The organism is Streptomyces sp. NPDC001515, from assembly GCF_053597115.1.
The window spans coordinates 57,644-75,655 of record NZ_JBSFHN010000001.1 but is presented as its reverse complement, the minus strand read 5'-3'; the positions used below and the strand labels follow the sequence as shown (position 1 = coordinate 75,655).

The 18,012-nt window shown below is 73.9% G+C and carries 11 protein-coding genes; 7 read left to right on the top strand and 4 right to left on the bottom strand.

The genetic code is table 11. The features are described 5' to 3' along the window. The first annotated feature begins 36 nt into the window (after nt 1-36). The 3 genes from ACWCXC_RS00335 to ACWCXC_RS00325 are packed head-to-tail and all read left to right on the top strand — an operon-like array spanning nt 37 to nt 2,956. A complete protein-coding gene (locus tag ACWCXC_RS00335) occupies nt 37-1,047 on the top strand; it encodes a FecCD family ABC transporter permease (protein ID WP_450885662.1) in 1,011 nt (336 codons plus the stop codon). Beyond that, the gene (locus ACWCXC_RS00330; RefSeq protein ID WP_450680796.1) at nt 1,044-2,126 is read left to right on the top strand and encodes a FecCD family ABC transporter permease; all 1,083 of its coding nucleotides are present in this window, start codon (nt 1,044-1,046) and stop codon (nt 2,124-2,126) included. The genes ACWCXC_RS00335 and ACWCXC_RS00330 overlap by 4 nt, the downstream gene beginning before the upstream one ends. Next, nucleotides 2,123-2,956 carry an ABC transporter ATP-binding protein gene (locus ACWCXC_RS00325; protein ID WP_450680795.1) on the top strand — a complete coding sequence of 278 codons (834 nt, stop codon included), beginning with the start codon at nt 2,123-2,125 and terminating at the stop codon, nt 2,954-2,956. The genes ACWCXC_RS00330 and ACWCXC_RS00325 overlap by 4 nt, the downstream gene beginning before the upstream one ends. Nucleotides 2,957-3,016: 60 nt before the next feature. Here ACWCXC_RS00325 and ACWCXC_RS00320 read toward each other — a convergent pair whose 3' ends face one another. Next, nucleotides 3,017-5,464, bottom strand: a complete 2,448-nt coding sequence (locus tag ACWCXC_RS00320) for a helicase C-terminal domain-containing protein (protein WP_450885659.1) — start codon at nt 5,462-5,464, stop codon at nt 3,017-3,019. A 77-nt stretch (nt 5,465-5,541) separates the two neighbouring features. On the opposite strand from ACWCXC_RS00320, the gene ACWCXC_RS00315 reads away from it, so the two are divergent. Together ACWCXC_RS00315 and ACWCXC_RS00310 are read left to right on the top strand one after the other, a co-directional pair. Beyond that, nucleotides 5,542-6,543, top strand: coding sequence for a hypothetical protein (locus ACWCXC_RS00315; protein ID WP_450885657.1), 1,002 nt, complete (start codon nt 5,542-5,544; stop codon nt 6,541-6,543). 509 nt (nt 6,544-7,052) lie between these two features. After that, nucleotides 7,053-8,696, top strand: a complete 1,644-nt coding sequence (locus tag ACWCXC_RS00310) for a DNA repair helicase XPB (RefSeq protein WP_450682244.1) — start codon at nt 7,053-7,055, stop codon at nt 8,694-8,696. A gap of 30 nt (nt 8,697-8,726) precedes the next feature. On the opposite strand, the gene ACWCXC_RS00305 is transcribed toward ACWCXC_RS00310, so the two are convergent. After that, nucleotides 8,727-8,915, bottom strand: a complete 189-nt coding sequence (locus ACWCXC_RS00305; RefSeq protein WP_450885655.1) for a hypothetical protein — start codon at nt 8,913-8,915, stop codon at nt 8,727-8,729. A 374-nt stretch (nt 8,916-9,289) separates the two neighbouring features. On the opposite strand from ACWCXC_RS00305, the gene ACWCXC_RS00300 reads away from it, so the two are divergent. Beyond that, a complete protein-coding gene (locus tag ACWCXC_RS00300) occupies nt 9,290-11,368 on the top strand; it encodes a HelD family protein (RefSeq protein WP_450885653.1) in 2,079 nt (692 codons plus the stop codon). A 46-nt stretch (nt 11,369-11,414) separates the two neighbouring features. On the opposite strand, the gene ACWCXC_RS00295 is transcribed toward ACWCXC_RS00300, so the two are convergent. Next, nucleotides 11,415-14,063 carry a glycoside hydrolase family 9 protein gene (locus tag ACWCXC_RS00295; protein ID WP_450682241.1) on the bottom strand — a complete coding sequence of 883 codons (2,649 nt, stop codon included), beginning with the start codon at nt 14,061-14,063 and terminating at the stop codon, nt 11,415-11,417. 592 nt (nt 14,064-14,655) lie between these two features. Continuing rightward, nucleotides 14,656-15,345, bottom strand: coding sequence for a copper homeostasis protein CutC (locus ACWCXC_RS00290; protein WP_450885650.1), 690 nt, complete (start codon nt 15,343-15,345; stop codon nt 14,656-14,658). Between the two features lie 306 nt (nt 15,346-15,651). On the opposite strand from ACWCXC_RS00290, the gene ACWCXC_RS00285 reads away from it, so the two are divergent. Further along, on the top strand, nt 15,652-17,991 hold the full coding sequence (locus tag ACWCXC_RS00285) for a heavy metal translocating P-type ATPase (protein ID WP_450885648.1): 2,340 nt from the start codon (nt 15,652-15,654) through the stop codon (nt 17,989-17,991). Nucleotides 17,992-18,012: the final 21 nt, after the last annotated feature.

Sequence of the window (18,012 nt, the reverse complement as noted above, 5' to 3'; positions counted from 1 at the left end):
CAAGCCTAACTTTTCACCGTTCGCCGATGAGGTCCGATGTCAGCCGCCGCACCACGCCGCTCCAGACGCGCTCTCGCGACGGCGGCGGCCGTCGTGGCGCTGCTGATAGCCGTCCTGCTCAGCCTGGCCGTGGGGGCGCGTTCCATACCCCCGTCCGAGGTCCTGGACGCCCTGCTGCACGGCGGCCACTCCGACGCCGCCGAGGTCATCCGGAACATGCGGGTGCCCCGCACCCTCATCGGTCTGATGGTCGGCGCCGCGCTCGCCCTCGCCGGGACCGTCCTCCAGGGCATCACCCGCAACCCCATCGCCGACCCCGGCATCCTCGGCATCAGCCAGGGCGCCTCCGTCGGCGTCGTCCTGGCCATCGCGTACGCGGGCGTCCACACGCTCACCGGATACGTCTGGTTCGGCTTCGCGGGCGCCGCGATCGCCTCCGTCGCGGTGTACGCCATCGCCTCCAGCGGGCGCGGCGGAGCCACCCCGGTCAAGCTCGCGCTCGGCGGCGCCGCGATCAACGCGCTGCTGGTCTCCGTGACCATGGCCGTCCTGACGACGAAGGCGTCCGCCCTCGACGAGTTCCGCTTCTGGCAGGTCGGCTCCATCGCCGGCCGCGAGGCGGACGTCGCCCAGCAGATCTGGCCCTTCCTGCTCGTCGGAACGGTGCTCGTACTCAGCGTCGCCCGCGGCCTGGACGCTCTCGCCCTCGGCGAGGACATGGCCAAGGGGCTCGGTCAGAAGGTCGCGACCGTACGGATCGTCGGCGGCGTCGGCGCCACCGTCCTCACCGGCATCGGGGTCGCCGCCGCCGGGCCGATCGCCTTCATCGGCCTGGCCGTCCCGCACATCGCCCGCGCGATCGTCGGCGGCGACCACCGCTGGGTGCTGCCGATGGCCGCCCTGATCGGACCCGTGATGCTGCTCGTCTCCGATGTGATCGGCCGGATCCTGTTCCCGCCGAGCGAGGTCCCCGCCGGGGTCATGACCGCCCTGATCGGCGTGCCGTTCCTGGTCACGCTGGTCCGCCGCAAGGCGGTGCCCGCGTGAACGCCCCCGTCGACACCGCCCCCGCCGCCGTGCGGCCCGCCGGGTACGCCCTCGTCCGCGTCGGTTCGCGCGGACGGTTCCTGCTGCACCGCAGGGCCACCGTCGTCGCCGCCGGACTCCTCGTCGTCCTCGCCGCCGTCTGCGTCGCCTACCTCTGCGTCGGCGAGAGCTTCGTCGCCCCCTCCGAGGTCCTGAACGTCGTCCTCGGCCGCCCCTCCCCCGACGAACTCGTCGTCGGCACGCTGCGGCTGCCCCGGATGACCGTCGGACTCCTCGTCGGGCTTGCCTTCGGCATCGCCGGTGCGCTCATCCAGACCGTCGCCCGCAATCCGCTCGCCAGCCCCGACATCATCGGCATCAGCCAGGGCGCGGGCGCGCTCACCGTCGGCGCGATGACCTTCGGCATCACCTCGTACACCGTGCTGCCGTACCTCTCGGTGATCGGCGGGGTCGCCGCCGCCGCCCTCGTCTACGCCTTCGCCTGGCGCGGCGGACTGCACGCCACCCGCTTCGTCCTCATCGGCATCGGCTTCGCCATCGCCCTGCGCTCGGTGACCACGCTCTTTCTCACCAAGGGCGACTACCTCGTCGCCCAGCAGGCCCAGATCTGGATGACCGGCTCGCTCAACGGGCGCGGCTACCCCGAGGCCGCGCCCATCGGCTGGACGCTGCTCGTCCTGCTGCCCGCCGTCCTGTGGGCGGCCCGCGCCCAGCGCACCGTCTCCATGGACGACGACACGGCGACCGCGCTCGGCGTCCGGCTCGGCCGGGTACGGCTCGGGCTCGTCGCCCTCGGCGTGATCCTGGCGTCCGTCGCCACCGGCACGGCCGGGCCCGTCGACTTCGTCGCCCTGCTGGCCCCGCAGATCGCCCGCCGCATGACCCGGACCGCGCAGATCCCGCTGCTCTGCTCGGCCCTCCTGGGCGCGGTGATCGTCGTCCTCGCGGACCTGCTGGCCCGCAAGCTCTTCTCCCCCACCGAACTGCCGGTGGGCGTCCTGACGGCGGCGGTCGGCGCCCCGTACCTGATCTGGCTGATCATCCGCGGTCACGGTGGCCGCAGGGGAGGCAAGGCATGACCACGACCGAGAAGACGGACGCCGTGACCAGCCGGCTCGGCGCGCGGGCACTGACCCTCGCGTACGAGGACCGCACCGTCGTCCACGAACTCGACCTCACCGTCCCCGACGGCCGGGTCACCGTCATCGTCGGGCCGAACGCCTGCGGCAAGTCCACCACCCTGCGCGCGCTCGGCCGGCTCCTCAAGCCGCGCGGCGGTGCCGTCCTCCTCGACGGCACCGAACTCTCCAAGATCCCCACCCGGAAGATCGCCCAGTCCATCGGACTGCTCCCGCAGACCCCGGTGGCCCCCGAGGCGATCACCGTCTCCGACCTCGTCGCGCGAGGCCGCCAGCCCCACCAGCACTGGTGGCAGCAGTGGTCCCAGGAGGACGAGCGGGCCGTCACCGAGGCCATGGAGCGCACCGACATCACCGGGCTCGGCGCCCGCTCCGTCGACGAGCTCTCCGGCGGGCAGCGCCAGCGCGTCTGGATCGCCATGGCCCTCGCCCAGGACACCGATCTGCTGCTCCTCGACGAGCCGACCACCTACCTCGACATCGCCCACCAGGTGGAGGTCCTCGACCTGGTCCGCCGGCTGGCCGCACCCGCCGCCGACGGCACCCGCGGCCGGACCGTCGTCACCGTCCTCCACGACCTCAACCAGGCCGCCCGCTACGCCGACCACCTCGTCGCCATGAAGTCCGGCCGCATCGTCGCGGAGGGCGCCCCCGGCGACATCGTCACCGCCGACCTCGTCCGCGAGGTCTTCGGCCTCGACGCGGTCATCGTCCCGGACCCGGTGACGGGCTCCCCCCTGGTCGTCCCGGGAGCGCCCTGGCGGCCGTAGCCCGGGGTTCCGTCCTCGAGTGCCGGACGGGGGCGGCGCGCCCCGCGAGCGCGCCCGGTGTCACACCGTCTGGTCGTCCGCCAGTTCCGCGACGCCCGTGATGCGGTGCAGGGGGTAGGTGCGGACCTCGTCGGCCGTGTGGTCGTACGCGGTCACGAAGCCGCCCTCCACCCGCACCGGGGCGATGACCCGCTGGCTCGCGGCGCCGTCCGCGTTGACGTAGCCGATCCAGAGGGCGGAGCCGGTCATCGCGGCGGCCTGGACGGTGGCCAGGGTCTCGGCGGCGGACGTGCGCGGGAGGGTGCCGGCCGAGGTGGCCGGGGCGGGGTCCTTGTGGACGACCGTGGCGGCGGTGTCCCCGGCGCGGATCGCGCGGACGGCCGCCCCGAGCAGGGTGGCGTCCGGGACGGGCGGGCCCTCCGGGACGGGGGCGGGGGCGGTGCGGGGCGGGGTGCGGCGGGCGCCGACGCGGGTGATGAGGACGTTGCCGTCGGCGGACTCGGCGGCGGGGGCGTAACCCATCTCGCGCAGACCGTCGAGCAGGGAGGCCGGGTCCACCTGGGCGGCCAGGACCGTCGGGGCGAGGCGGCGCAGCCGCAGTCCGGCCGCGCGCTTGTCGGCCAGGATCTCGTTGAGGACGGCCTCGTCGTCGCAGCGCACGTACGAGGAGGCGGCCCCGATCCGGAGATGGCCGTGGCGGCGGGCGACGTCGTCGATCAGGTAGCTCAGCGGCTGGGGCACGGGGGTGCGGCTGTGCGCGGCGAGGAAGGCGTGCAGATCGGCGGCGGACTGCCCGGCGTCCAGGGCCCGGCGCACCGAGCCCGGCGTGAAGCGGTAGACCGTGGCGCCGCCCTTGGACTCGATGTCCGCCAGCACCGCGAGCGCCTCCGCCAGCGGGCGCACCAGCGGGCCCGGGGCGACGGCCGTCAGGTCCGCCTGGAGCAGGATGTGGTCGAGCGGTTCGGGCAGGAGCGGGGCGAGGCGGGCGGCCGCCGCGTCCGGCCCCTCGGCGAGCAGGGCCCGGGTGGGCGAAGCGAGCGCGCCCCGGCCGGTGATGCCGAGGAGTTCCGACTCGTTGAGCGTCCACAGGGCCAGCCTGGACCGCAGATCCGCGCCGTCCTGGGGGGCGGCACCCCGCAGCGGGCGCTCCCAGCGGAGCCGGGCCAGCACGGTCTCCGGATCGGGCGCGGTGCCGGGCGGCAGATCGCCCAGCAGGGTCAGCACCCGCAGGCGGACCTCGGGCGCGGCGGACCGGTCCAGCTCCGGGCCCAGCGCCGACAGCGCACGGCCCTTCGCGTCCTGCCCGCCGACCAGCCCGGCCGTGCGGGTCGCCGCCAGCCAGGCCGCCGCGAGCACCGCCCAGCGCTCCTCGGCGGGGCGCTCGGCCCAGTCGTCGTACGCCGGCGTCGGGGCGTACCGTTCGTCCGCCTCGCCGTCCGAGGCCAGCAGCCCGGCCGCGTACGCCAGCTCCACCCAGAACGCGGCGACCGGCTCCGAGACGTCCAGCGCGACGGCCGTCCGCTTCAGCTCCCGGACGCTCAGGCCGCCGGCCCGCAGCACTGCGGGGCCGCCGCCGTTCCACTTCTTCAGCAGTTCCTCCACCGTGGACACCGCGAGGAACGCCTGACCGGCCGCCGCGCCGTCCACAGCCTGTGGATCCCGTTCGGCGACGGCCACCACCACCGGCGGTTCCGGCTCCGGCGTCCGGTGCGCCCGCCCGGCCCGCAGATGCAGCGCCGCCTCGCGCGGCAGCACCACCGTCCGCGTCGACACCGGCAGCAGCAGCCCCCGGTCCCTCAGCCACGTCACCGGCGGGGTCGGATTCGGCGTCACCTCGCCGTACGGCGGCCCCCACACCAGCCGGTCCAGCACCGACAGCGCTTCCACGGGCGCCGTGTCCAGCAGCTCCCCCATCCGCGCCCGGTCCGTGAACAGCGCCGCCAGCGCGCTCACCGCCGACACCGGATCATGCGTCGCGGGCAGCCCCGCCGCCGCCAGGATCTCCTGGAGCCGGCCCGGCGACATCCCCGCCGTCGCCTCCGCGACCGTCGGCCCGAGCCCGGTGGGCGACGGATGCTGCGGCGACGGCGCCAGCAGCTCGCGGGCCGTCCGCACCAGCCGCAGCCGGTCGTCCTCCCCCCACACCAGCGCCTGCTCCCGCAGCGTCGCCACGGCCCCCGGCAGCGCCTTGACGATCGCCGCGTCCGCGTCCCCCCGGTGCTCCCCGTCGTCCCGGCCGTCCCCCGTCATCAGCCCGAGCAGCGTCCCGTACGGGGCCGGGTCCGGGGCCACCGCCAGGGCCTCCGCCGTCTGCAGCGCGAACCGGTCCAGGTGCTCCAGCGCCCGCACGACCGACGCCCGCGTCCCCGCGCGCGTCGCGAGCTGTGTGATGTCCCCCGGCACGGGGCTGAGGAGATCGGGACGGGCGCGCAGCAGCCCGGCCAGTGACTCGTCGTCCCGGGCGCGGAGCGCCTCGGCGAGCGTCCGCGGTGGTGTGGTCGTCCCCATCCGTCCCACGGTAGTCGCTCCGGACAGGCCCGAGGGCGCTACCGTCGGTGCAGGCGCGGGCAGAGGGGAACGATCGCGTGGGGATCGAGAGCGACCAGCTGGTCTACGACTATCTGAGCCGGGTCGGCGACCTGGCCCAGCAGCAACAGCTTTCCTCGGGCACCCGGATGAGGCTCGTATCGGCCCTCCGGGGCGAGATCGACCGGCAGCGGGTGAAGCAGTCCGCAGACTCGCCGGCCGCGGTCCGCCGCATTATCGGCCGGCTCGGCAGCCCCGACGAACTCGTCGCCGCGGCCGCCGCGTCGCCCGACGGCACCCCGCCGCTGCCGGGCGCGCCGCCGGACGAACCCGCCGCCCCCGCCGCCCGTACGGACGGCATCCCGGCCCCCCGGCGCGCCGAGCCCGGCGCCTCCTCGCCGCACCGGGCCGGCACCGACGAACTCGGCTCCTCCGACGAGGGCCCGGAGTGGTGGAGCGTCGCCCCCGGCCGCTTCGGTGACTTCGGCGACGCCGGCTCCCGGTCCGACGTCCCCGGCTTCACCGGCGGTTTCGAGATCCCCGAGATCCTGAAACCGCCCCGGCCGGACGAGCCCGACGACGCCCCCGACGACGCCCCGGACCCGGACGAGCCCGCCGCCGAGGACGCCCCGGACGAACCCGAGGCGCCCGCCGTCCGGCGCCGCCGCCGACTCCCCCGCCTCCGCCGCGCCCGCGAGGACGCCCCCCGCCGCCGCTTCGCCCACCCCGTCCTCCTCCTCGCCGCCCTCCTCCTCGCCGCCGGCGCGGTCCTGGAGATCCGCCAGGCCATCCCCGTCCTCGCCGCCGGCTGGGGCCTCGCCTACATCACCCGCACCCTCTCCAAGACCCAGGCCAAATGGGCCGTCATGGGCCTCCCCGGCGTCGTCGCCGCCGGGGCTCTCGTCTGGCTCTGGGGCCGTCTCAACGGCCACTGGGGCGCGCCCATCGCCGAGGGCGCCATGGGCCCCGCGATCGGCGACACCGCCCCCTGGGTCCTCCGAGCCGCCGCCCTCGCCTCGGCCGCGTACCTCCTGGCGCGGGCACGGGGTCCACGGACCTGAGGGTGCGCTGCGGGCCGGGGTGCGGGTGCGCCTGTGTCCGGTGGGTGGGGGCGGGGTCCCTCCGGGGAGACTCCTCAGAAATGGCGTGTGCACCCGGGTCCGAAAGGTGGGCCGGGTCGTACGCCATTTCCTGCGGGGACTCCCCTGCGCGCCCCCACCCGGCCGTCGTGCGTCTCCCGGGGCCGCAGACGCGCGACGGCCGGGTCCGGGGGCGTGCAGGGGAGTCCCCGCAGAACGACGAACACAGACCGGGGTTCGTACGCGTGGTGCCCGCACGTTCGTCGTTCGAGGAGACGCCCCGGAGGGACCCCGGACCCCCACCCACCGAACATCAGGCGCCCCGCGGGGAACCCGCACACACAAGCCCGTCCGGCGATTGAGGACGGAACCCCGAGCACAAGGCCCCCGCACACACGGGACCCCGCACACACCGCACCCCGTACGGCACACTGGACGTTTGGCCACCCCCGCCGCCACCCCCGGCGGCCCCGCAGAAAGGGCCGAAGCGCGTGACCGGACCCCTCATCGTCCAGAGCGACAAGACGCTGCTCCTGGAAGTCGACCACGAGCAGGCCGACGCCTGCCGCCGGGCGATCGCCCCGTTCGCCGAGCTGGAGCGCGCGCCGGAACACATTCACACGTACCGGCTGACACCGCTCGGGTTGTGGAACGCCCGCGCCGCGGGCCACGACGCCGAGCAGGTCGTGGACGCGCTCGTGACGTACTCCCGCTACCCCGTCCCGCACGCGCTGCTCGTCGACATCGCCGAGACGATGGACCGCTACGGGCGCCTCACGCTGTCCAAGCACCCGGTCCACGGGCTGGTGCTGACGACGACGGACCGGCCGGTGCTGGAGGAGATCCTGCGGTCGAAGAAGGTGCAGCCGCTGGTCGGGGCCCGGATCGACCCGGACACCGTGGCGGTGCACCCCTCGGAGCGGGGGCAGGTCAAGCAGACGCTGCTGAAGCTCGGCTGGCCGGCCGAGGACCTGGCCGGATACGTGGACGGCGAGGCGCACCGGATCGATCTGGCCGAGGACGGCTGGGCGCTGCGGCCGTACCAGAAGCAGGCCGTCGAGGGGTTCTGGCACGGCGGTTCCGGGGTCGTGGTGCTGCCCTGCGGGGCCGGGAAGACGCTCGTCGGGGCGGGCGCGATGGCGCAGGCCAAGGCGACGACGCTGATCCTGGTGACGAACACCGTGTCGGCCCGGCAGTGGAAGCACGAACTGGTGAAGCGGACCTCGCTGACCGAGGACGAGATCGGCGAGTACAGCGGGACCCGTAAGGAGATCCGGCCGGTCACGATCGCGACGTACCAGGTGCTGACGACCCGGCGGAAGGGCGTCTATCCGCACCTGGAGCTGTTCGACTCCCGTGACTGGGGGCTGGTGATCTACGACGAGGTGCATCTGCTGCCCGCGCCGGTGTTCAAGTTCACCGCCGATCTCCAGGCGCGGCGGCGGCTCGGGCTCACGGCGACGCTGGTGCGGGAGGACGGCCGCGAGTCGGACGTGTTCTCGCTGATCGGGCCGAAGCGGTTCGACGCCCCGTGGAAGGAGATCGAGGCGCAGGGGTACATCGCGCCGGCCGACTGCGTGGAGGTGCGGGTCAATCTGACGGACTCGGAGCGGCTCGCGTACGCGACGGCCGAGGCGGAGGAGAAGTACCGGTTCTGCGCGACGACGGCGACGAAGCGGAAGGTCACCGAGGCGCTGGTGCGCAAGCACAAGGGCGAGCAGACGCTGGTGATCGGGCAGTACATCGACCAGCTCGACGAGCTGGGTGAGCATCTGGGCGCCCCGGTGATCAAGGGCGAGACGACGAACGCCCAGCGGGAGAAGCTGTTCGAGGCGTTCCGGCAGGGCGAGCTGAGCGTGCTGGTGGTGTCGAAGGTGGCGAACTTCTCCATCGACCTGCCGGAGGCGACGGTCGCCATCCAGGTGTCGGGGACCTTCGGCTCGCGCCAGGAGGAGGCCCAGCGGCTGGGCCGGGTGCTGCGGCCGAAGGCGGACGGGCACGAGGCGCGGTTCTACTCGGTGGTCGCGCGGGACACGATCGACCAGGACTTCGCGGCGCACCGCCAGCGCTTCCTGGCGGAGCAGGGCTACGCGTACCGGATCGTGGACGCGGACGAATTGCTGTCGGAGGGCTGAGACCCGGGGGTCTCACGGGGCCGGTCGTCGCTACGCGCGGCGGCGGACCCCCGCCTCCTCCGCGTACTCGCCGAGGACGACGACGCCGAACGCGGCGCGGGCGTACACCGTGAGGGCGCGCACCGCGTCTCCGGCGCGGTGGCGGCGGGGGTGACCGGTGGCCGCCGTCGCGCCGTGCGCGGGGCCGGTCCTGCGGGGGTTCAGGGTGACGGTGCTCATGGATCCAGGGTCCCCCGAACGGGTGTACAGGCGCGTCGGCCGCGAGACGGAAGCGGGACGGCCGCGCCGTACCCCTGGGGTCGCATGCCGTCCCCTACGGGGCGGAGCCGTCGCCCCGGTAAACCGGTCGCGCCCGGGACGGGTGGTCGCTACAATCGCCGCTCTGCCCGCCTCCCGCACCGTGGTACCGGCCGTCCGCGAGGACATGCGCCGGCAGCCGGGGGAGCGCCGCCGACCGGACGGAAACCGGCCGACATCCGTACGCGCGACCCGCGCGTACCCGTGATCGATCCCCGAGCGGACCGCATCGCCCCGCGCATCCGCCGGGACGGGCTGCGGTCCGTCGTCCTGCGTTGAATGCCGGAGGCAACACCGTGCCCGCGCACGCCCACGAGAGCGACACCACGACCACCGACCCCCTCGCGCACGAACGCGCCCATCTCGCGGCCTCGCGGGCCGCGCTGCGCGCGATGCGCGAGGACGCCCAGGCCCTGGACATCCGCGATGTCACGGCGAACTGGGTGAACGCCGCCGTCCTTCAGGCGCAGATCACCGATCGCATCAAGGCGCTCGCCGACCTGTCCCACACCCCGCTGTTCTTCGGACGGCTCGACTATCTGCACGTGGTCGGGGCGGCGCAGGCGGAGGGCGCGGAGGGCGAGCAGTTCTACATCGGGCGCCGCCACGTCCACGACGCCGACGGCGACCCGATGGTCATCGACTGGCGTGCTCCGGTCTCCCAGCCGTTCTACCGGGCTTCCCGCAAGGACCCGCTGGACGTGCGGCAGCGGCGCCGGTTCGGGTACACGGGCGGCGAGCTGACCGCGTACGAGGACGAGCACCTGACCGATCCGGCCGAGGCGGCGCAGACCAGCAGGCTGCTCCAGGCGGAGATCGAGCGGCCGCGCGTGGGGCCGATGCGGGACATCGTCGCGACGATCCAGCCGGAGCAGGACGAGATCGTCCGCAGCGGGCTCGGTGGGACGGTGTGCGTGCAGGGGGGTCCCGGCACCGGGAAGACGGCCGTGGGCCTGCACCGGGTGGCGTATCTGCTGTACGCGCACCGGGAGCGGCTGGCCCGGACGGGCACGCTGGTCATCGGGCCGAACCGGTCGTTCCTGCACTACATCGAGCAGGTGCTGCCGGCCCTCGGTGAGCTGGAGGTGAAGCAGGCGACCGTCGAGGACCTGGTGACGGCGCGGGTCGAGGTCCGGGGGACGGACGAGGCGGCGGCGGCCGTCGTGAAGGGCGACGCCCGGATGGCGGAGGTGCTGCGCCGGGCGCTGCGTTCGCACGTGACGATGCCCACCGAGCCGGTCATGGTGGTGCGCGGTTCGCGGCGCTGGCGGGTTCCGGCGTACGAGATCGAGGAGATGGTCCGGGAGCTGCTGGACCGGGACATGCGGTACGGGGCGGCGCACGAGGCGCTGCCGCAGCGCATCGCGCACGCGGTGCTGGTGCGGATGGAGGAGGCGGGCGAGGCGCCCGACGACCGGGTGCAGAACGCGGTGGCGCGGACCCCGGCGGTGAAGGCGGCCGTGAAGGCGGTCTGGCCGGCGGTCGATCCGTCGAAGCTGGTGCTGCGGCTGCTGTCGGACCCGGAGTTCCTGGCCGCGCACGCGGAGGGGCTGCTGAGCGAGGACGAGCAGAAGGCGATCCTGTGGGCGAAGCCGGCCCGGAGCGTGAAGTCCGCGAAGTGGTCGGCGGCCGACGCGGTGCTGATCGACGAGGCGACCGACCTGGTGGAGCGCACGCACTCGCTGGGCCATGTGGTGGTCGACGAGGCCCAGGACCTCTCCCCCATGCAGTACCGGGCGGTGGGGCGGCGCTGTTCGACGGGGTCGGCCACGGTGCTGGGGGACCTCGCGCAGGGCACGACGCCGTGGTCGACGCGGAGCTGGGAGCAGGCGCTGCACCACCTGGGGAAGCCGGACGCGGTGGTGGAGGAGCTGACGGCGGGCTTCCGTGTGCCGCGCGAGGTGATCGCGTACGCCTCGCGGCTGCTGCCGGTGATCTCGCCGGGGCTGGCGGCGGTGGAGTCGGTGCGCGAGTCGCCCGGTTCGCTGTCCGTACGGGAGGTGGCGGGCGGCGACGGGGCGCTGGACGCGGCGGTCGTCGCGGCCTGCGAGGAGTCGCTGGAGCAGGAGGGGTCGACGGGTCTGATCGCCGCCGACGCCCGGATTCCGGCGCTGGAGCGGGCGTTGGAGGCGGCGGGCCACCGCTGGCTCTCGCCGGGTCAGGAGACGACGGCCGAATCCCGGCTGACGCTGGTCCCCGCGTCACTGGCGAAGGGTCTGGAGTACGACTACGTGGTGCTGGACGAGCCGGCGGCCGTGGTCGACGGCGAACCGGACGAGCGGACCGGGCTGCGCCGGCTGTACGTGGCGCTGACCCGTGCGGTGTCCGGGCTGATCGTCCTTCACGCGGCGCCGCTGCCGAGCGAGTTGGGGTAGTGCGAGGGGGCGGGGCCGTGTGCGCGGCCCCGCCCCCTCGGGTGGGTCAGCCGGACGTGCAGGCCCTCCCGTTCAGTTTCACCGTGCCCGGGTCGGCGGCGGCGCCCGAGACGCTGCTGTTGAACCCGAAGTCGATGCTGGCGCCGGGTGCGATGCTGCGGTTCCAGGAGAGCGGGCCGGCGGTCACCGTCCGCCCGTACTGCGTGAGTTCGGCGCTCCAGGTGTGGCTGAGCCGCTGGTCACCGGGGAGCAGCCAGGTGAGCGACCAGGGCGTGACGGCCTCGGTTCCGGTGTTCTTCACCGTGACCGTGGTGGTCGAGCCGGTGCTCCAGGGGTGCGAGGCGTACGTGACGCGGCAGGAGCGGACGGGCCCGGCGCCGTCCCCGGCGTCGTCCAGGTAGGAGGCGATGTAGGCGAGCGGGGCGTTCCAGTTGATGGCGACCTCGTTGGTGGCGTAGGAGCCGTTGTCGTCGAGGTAGCACATCGCGGCGACGCAGCCCGTGAGCTTGGCCGCGGCCTCGGGGTCGCCGGAGGTGGAGGCGGTGAGGTTGGGGCCGCCCGCGAGGGAGCCGGCGGGCGGGTGCGGCAGGGCGGGGTTGCTCTGGTGCGCCCAGGCCCGGTGGTGCTGGTTCTGGGAGCTGCGTTCGCCGTAGCCGGTGACGTAGGACTGGTTGAGGGGGTTGCGGCCGAAGAGGTAGTCGGTGCCGCGCAGGACGGCGTCGCGGTAGCGGTCCTTGCCGGTGAGGTCGGCGGCGGCGGCCATCACGATCATGTTGTTGAGGACCTGGCTGTTGGAGCCCCAGGCGTAGTTCTGGCCGTTCGGGGCGTACGGCACGCCGTACAGCTGGTCCTCGGTCTGGGTGGCGTAGCGGTCGGCGGCCGTGGTCACCACCGAGCGGACGCGGGCGAGCTGGTCGTCCGTCAGGTCGTTGGGGACGGTGGCCAGGGTGAGGACACCGAGGCCGGCCGTTCCGCCCCACCACATGCCGCCGTCGGCGGGGAAGGCCGCGTCGGCGTCGCCGTGCAGGGGCGAGGCGAGCAGGGCCTGCCGGTAGGTCTCTGCGCCGGTGGTGGTGAAGAGTTCGGCGGCGGCCCAGTAGAACTCGTCGGAGACGTTGTCGTCGCTGTACGTGCCGCCGCCGGTGCCGTCGGCGGGGTCGGCGAGCACGTTCGGGTGGGCCTTCGCGGCGGCCCAGGCGGTTTCGGCGGCGGTGCGGCAGCGGGCGGCGAACGCCGCGTCGTACGGCGCGTAGAGCCGGGCGCACTGGGCGGCGGTGGCGGCCAGGTTGAGGGTGGCGGCGGTGGACGGCGGGTGGAGTTCGCGCTGCTGGGGGTCCTGGTCGGGCATCATCGGCAGGCCGGTCCACTGGGCGTCGTGGATCTTGTGGTGGACCATGCCGGCGAGGGGCTGTCCGGCGGGGACCTGCATGCGGAGCAGGAAGTCGAGTTCCCAGCGGGCCTCGTCGAGGATGTCGGGCACGCCGTTGCCGTGTTCGGGCACGGCCAGGGCGCCGTCGCCGAGTTCGGCGGCCTCGGCCCCGTCGGCGGTCAGGGTGCGCTCGTAGGTGTCCATCAGTTCGGCGACCGCGATGCCGCCGTTGACGACGTACTTGCCGTGGTCGCCGGCGTCGTACCAGCCGCCGCGCACGTCGAGCCGGTAGTCGCAGACGCCGGGCTGGCAGGGCACGTCCGTGTCGCCCTTGTTGGGGGCGACGCCGAGGTGTCCGGCCGGGCGGGCGTACTGCTCTCCGACGAGGTCGCCGTCGATCTCGATGCCGCTGCGGTTCTGGTAGAAGTACGCGAGCGAGTCGCGGCGCAGCGTGTCGTAGAGGTCGGCGCGGATCGAGAAGGGCTCGCTGACCTGGCCGTCCGCCTCGATCGTGTAGCCGTCGCCGGGGGTGGTGGCGGTGCTGAAGTCGAAGGTGTGGACGTTCTGCCGGGAGGTGGGGTCGGTGCCGCCGGGGACGGTGGTGCCGGTGGCGGCGGCCGTGCCGTCGGAGGCGCGCAGGGTCCACGTCAGGGGCTCGGTCGCGTCGGTGACGAGGGTGCCGTTCTTGGGGCCGCGCGGGAGGTAGCCGACCTGGTTGACGCGGACCGGGGAGCCGGTGTCCGGCTCGTACACGGGCGGTTCGGCGCCACCGCGCAGGGAGACGTCGTCGAGGCAGAACGTGGCCGCCGGGCCGCCGCCGATCTGGAAGGCGACCTGGGCGGCGTCGCGGTCGGTCGTCGCGGTGAAGACGTGGGTGACCGGGACCGCCTCCGTGCCGATGGTGTCGGTCGCGGAAAGGTCGGTGGTGTACGGCTCGGTGGCCATCTGGACGTTGGTGTGGATGGCCAGCGGGGCGGTGGAGGTGGCCGTGTAGGTGAGGGTGTACGTCTCCCCCGCGACGAGCGGGATGTCGTTCTGGCCGATGATCACGTCCCACGGGTTGGCGGTCCCGGCCGGCACGTCGGCGCAGAGTCTGCCGTCGGTGACGGCGGCGGCGGTGTTGGCGGTCCACCACCACGGGGCGGTCCCGGCGGAGAAGTCGCCGTTGGTGATCTGTTCGGGCGCCGGATCGTCGTCCGCGGCGGCCGCCCCGGGGGCGGTGAGGGCGCCGCCGGCGAGCGCGGCGAGGGCGAGCGCGGCGAGGACGCGACGCCTGCGACGGGCGCGGGCGCGGCCCGTGGGGGGCGGGGGTGTGGAGGCGTTCACCGGGAGCCTTTCGGTAGGGGTGGGGGCACGTTCCGGCAACACGACAAACCCAGCGATGTGGGAACGCTCCCACGGCATGCGAACAGCGCCGGGGAGGCACTGTGGGAGCGTTCCCACACCGCCGTGACGCCATTGTGAACGCCGGGGCGTTTGTTGCGCCAGGGTCATGACAGGAGTGCCTCGCGGGACCCGGGTGCGCCTGGTGTTCGCCGTGCGGGGTCCGGGGTCCCTCCGGGGCGACTCCTCGAACGACGAACGTGCGGGGACCTCGTAAGGGCGTCCCGGTCCGTGTTCGCCGTTCTGCGGGGACGCCCCTGCACGCCCCCGAACCCGGCCGTCGCGCGTCTGCGGCCCGGGATTCGCCGGCGGGGGGGACGGTAACCGGCGGGGCGCGTTCGTGGCCTCGGGTTCCACCGGGGGAAAGACGCACGACGGCCGGGTGGGGGCGCGCAGGGGAGTCCCCGCAGGAAATGGCGTACGACCCGGGTCCCCTTACTACCCGGGTGCACACGCCATTTCTGAGGAGTCTCCCCGGAGGGACCCCACCCACCACCCACCGGACAGACAGCGCACCCCGCCCCGGCCCGGAGGGCTACGCGTCGAGCACGTCGCGCCATTCGCGTACCGCCGCCGTGTCGACCGGCCCCGACCAGCCGCCGCGGCGGGCGGCGCCGCCGATGTGGAAGGCGTCGAGGCCGGCGTCCAGCAGCTCCGGCAGATGATCCAGGCGCAGTCCGCCGCCGACGAGGATCTGCGGTTCGTACCCCGGCTCGCCCATGCGCGCGGCCTCGACCACCAGTGTCGGAATGCCCTCGTCGACCCCGGCGGGCGAACCGGCGGTGAGATAGGTGTCCAGGCCCGGCAGGTCCGCGAGGTCCTTGCGCAGCGCGTCCCGGTCGGCGGCGCGGTCGATCGCGCGGTGGAAGGTCCAGTGGCAGCCGTCCAGCTCCGCCACGATCCGCTCCACGGCCACCAGGTCCGGGCGGCCCTCCGCGTCCAGGAAGCCCAGCACGAACTCGTCCGCGCCCTCCGCCCGCAGCTCGCGGGCCTTGCGCACGAGGACGTCGATGTCGCCGGCCGCGAAGCCGTCGGCCACCCTGAGCATCACCCGCAGCGGAATGTCCACCGCGGCGCGGATCGCCGCGAAGGTGGCACAGGACGGGGTGAGGCCGTCGGCCGCCATGTCGGTGACCAGCTCAAGCCGGTCAGCACCACCCGCCTGGGCGGCGACCGCGTCCTCCGCGTCGAGAGCGATCACCTCCAGGACTGCACGGTTGCTCATGGGAACCCAATCTTCCAGGAAGCAGCTATAGGTCTAGTCCAATGCCAGCCTACGGGGCGGTAGGCCCGGGGCACAGCCTCACCGCGAACGTGAAGATACGCGAGGCGGGCCGGCGGACCCGCGACCGCACGCGCGCGACCCCGGATTCGGTACCGGATCACTCTTGCGTTTACATAGGGGGAGGGGGTATACCTGAAGACGTAAGAGATACCCCCCAGGGGTATGAAGGCCACCAGGGGAACGACCGGGACGACACCCGGTCCGGGAACCGCCGGCCGGCAAGGTCCCTACGAGCAAGGAGGCACCGTGTCCGCGCAGACCGCAGACACCATCGGCGTCACCGCATCCGGTGACACCGCAGGTACCGGCGTCGCGACAGAGGTCGAACTCGCCATCGGCGGAATGACCTGTGCCTCGTGCGCGGCCCGGATCGAGAAGAAGCTCAACCGGATGGACGGGGTCGAGGCCACCGTCAACTACGCCACCGAGAAGGCCAAGGTCAGCTACCGGGGCGCGGACCTCACCGTCGAGGACCTGATCGCCACCGTCGAGAAGACCGGCTACACCGCGCACCGGCCCGCTCCCCCGGCCACCCGCTCCTCCTCCGCCTCTTCCTCCTCCGACGCCGCGACGGCGGCCGGGGGCGCGAAGGACGCGGAGGGGGCCGACGAACTGCGCCCGCTGCGGCAGCGGCTCATCACGGCGGTGCTGCTCGCCGTGCCGGTCATCGCCATGTCGATGGTCCCGGCGCTCCAGTTCGACAACTGGCAGTGGCTCTCCCTCACGCTGACCGCCCCGGTCGTCACCTACGCCGCCTGGCCGTTCCACCGGGCCGCGTGGACCAACGCCCGGCACGGCGCGGCCACCATGGACACGCTGATCTCGGTCGGCACCTCGGCCGCGTTCCTGTGGTCGCTGTGGGCGCTGTTCTTCGGCACCGCCGGGATGACCGGCATGACGCACCCCTTCGAGCTGACCATCGGCCGCAGCGACGGCTCCGGGAACATCTATCTGGAGGCCGCCGCCGGCGTCACCGCGTTCATCCTGGCCGGGCGCTACTTCGAGGCCCGTTCCAAGCGGAAGGCGGGCGCCGCACTGAAGGCCCTGCTCGAACTGGGTGCGAAGGAGGTCACCGTCCTGCGCGACGGCCGCGAGGTCATCGTGGACACGGCGGACCTGGTGGTCGGGGACCGCTTCCTGGTCCGGCCGGGCGAGAAGATCGCCACGGACGGCACGGTGGTGGAGGGCAGTTCGGCGGTGGACGCGTCGATGCTGACCGGCGAGTCCGTGCCCGTCGAGGTCGCCGTGGGCGACCAGGTGACCGGAGCGACGCTGAACGCGGGCGGCCGGCTCGTCGTGGAGGCGACCCGGGTCGGCGCCGACACCCAGCTCGCCCGGATGGCCCAGCTCGTGGAGGACGCGCAGAACGGCAAGGCGTCCGCGCAGCGGCTGGCCGACCGGATCTCGGCGGTCTTCGTCCCCGTCGTCATCGCACTGGCGCTGGGCACGCTCGGCTACTGGCTGGGCACCGGGGAGGGCCTGACGGCCGCGTTCACGGCGGCCGTGGCCGTCCTGATCATCGCCTGCCCGTGTGCTCTGGGCCTCGCCACCCCGACCGCCCTCATGGTCGGCACCGGACGCGGCGCCCAGCTCGGCATCCTCATCAAGGGCCCCGAAGTCCTGGAGACCACCCGCCGCGTCGACACCATCGTCCTCGACAAGACCGGCACCGTCACCACCGGCCGCATGACCCTCCAGACCGTCCACACCACCCCCGGCACCACCGAAACCGACGTCCTCCGCCTCGCCGGAGCCCTCGAACACGCCTCCGAACACCCCATCGCCCAAGCCGTCGCCACCGGAGCCGCCGAACGCACCGGAACCCCGCTCCCCACCCCCGAGGACTTCGCGAACGTCCCCGGGCTGGGTGTCCAGGGCATCGTCGAGGGCCACGCCGTCCTCGTCGGCCGGGAGCAGTTGCTGGCCGAGTGGGAGATCCGGCTGCCCGAGGAGCTGGCGCTCCGCAAGGCGGAGGCGGAGGCCGCGGGCCGCACGGCGATCGCGGTCGCCTGGGACGGCCAGGCGCGCGCGGTGGTCGAGGTGGCCGACGCGGTCAAGGAGACCAGCGCCGAGGCCATCGGGCGGCTGCGCCGCCTGGGCCTGAAGCCGATCCTGCTGACCGGGGACAACCGGGCGGTCGCCGAGTCCGTCGCCGCCGAGGTCGGCATCGACGAGGTGTACGCGGAGGTCATGCCGCAGGACAAGGTGGACGTCGTCAAGCGCCTCCAGGCGGAGGGCCGCTCGGTCGCGATGGTCGGGGACGGCGTCAACGACGCCGCCGCGCTCGCCCAGGCCGATCTGGGCCTGGCCATGGGCACCGGCACCGACGCGGCCATCGAGGCCGGTGACCTGACCCTGGTACGCGGGGACCTGCGGGCCGCCGCGGACGCGATCCGGCTCTCGCGCCGGACGCTCGGCACCATCCGTACGAACCTGTTCTGGGCCTTCGCGTACAACGTGGCCGCGCTGCCGCTGGCCGCGATGGGGCTGCTGAACCCGATGATCGCCGGGGCCGCGATGGCGTTCTCGTCGGTGTTCGTCGTCGGCAACTCGCTGCGGCTGCGGGGGTTCCGCGCGGGCTCGTAGCACCTGAGTGACCGCGTCACC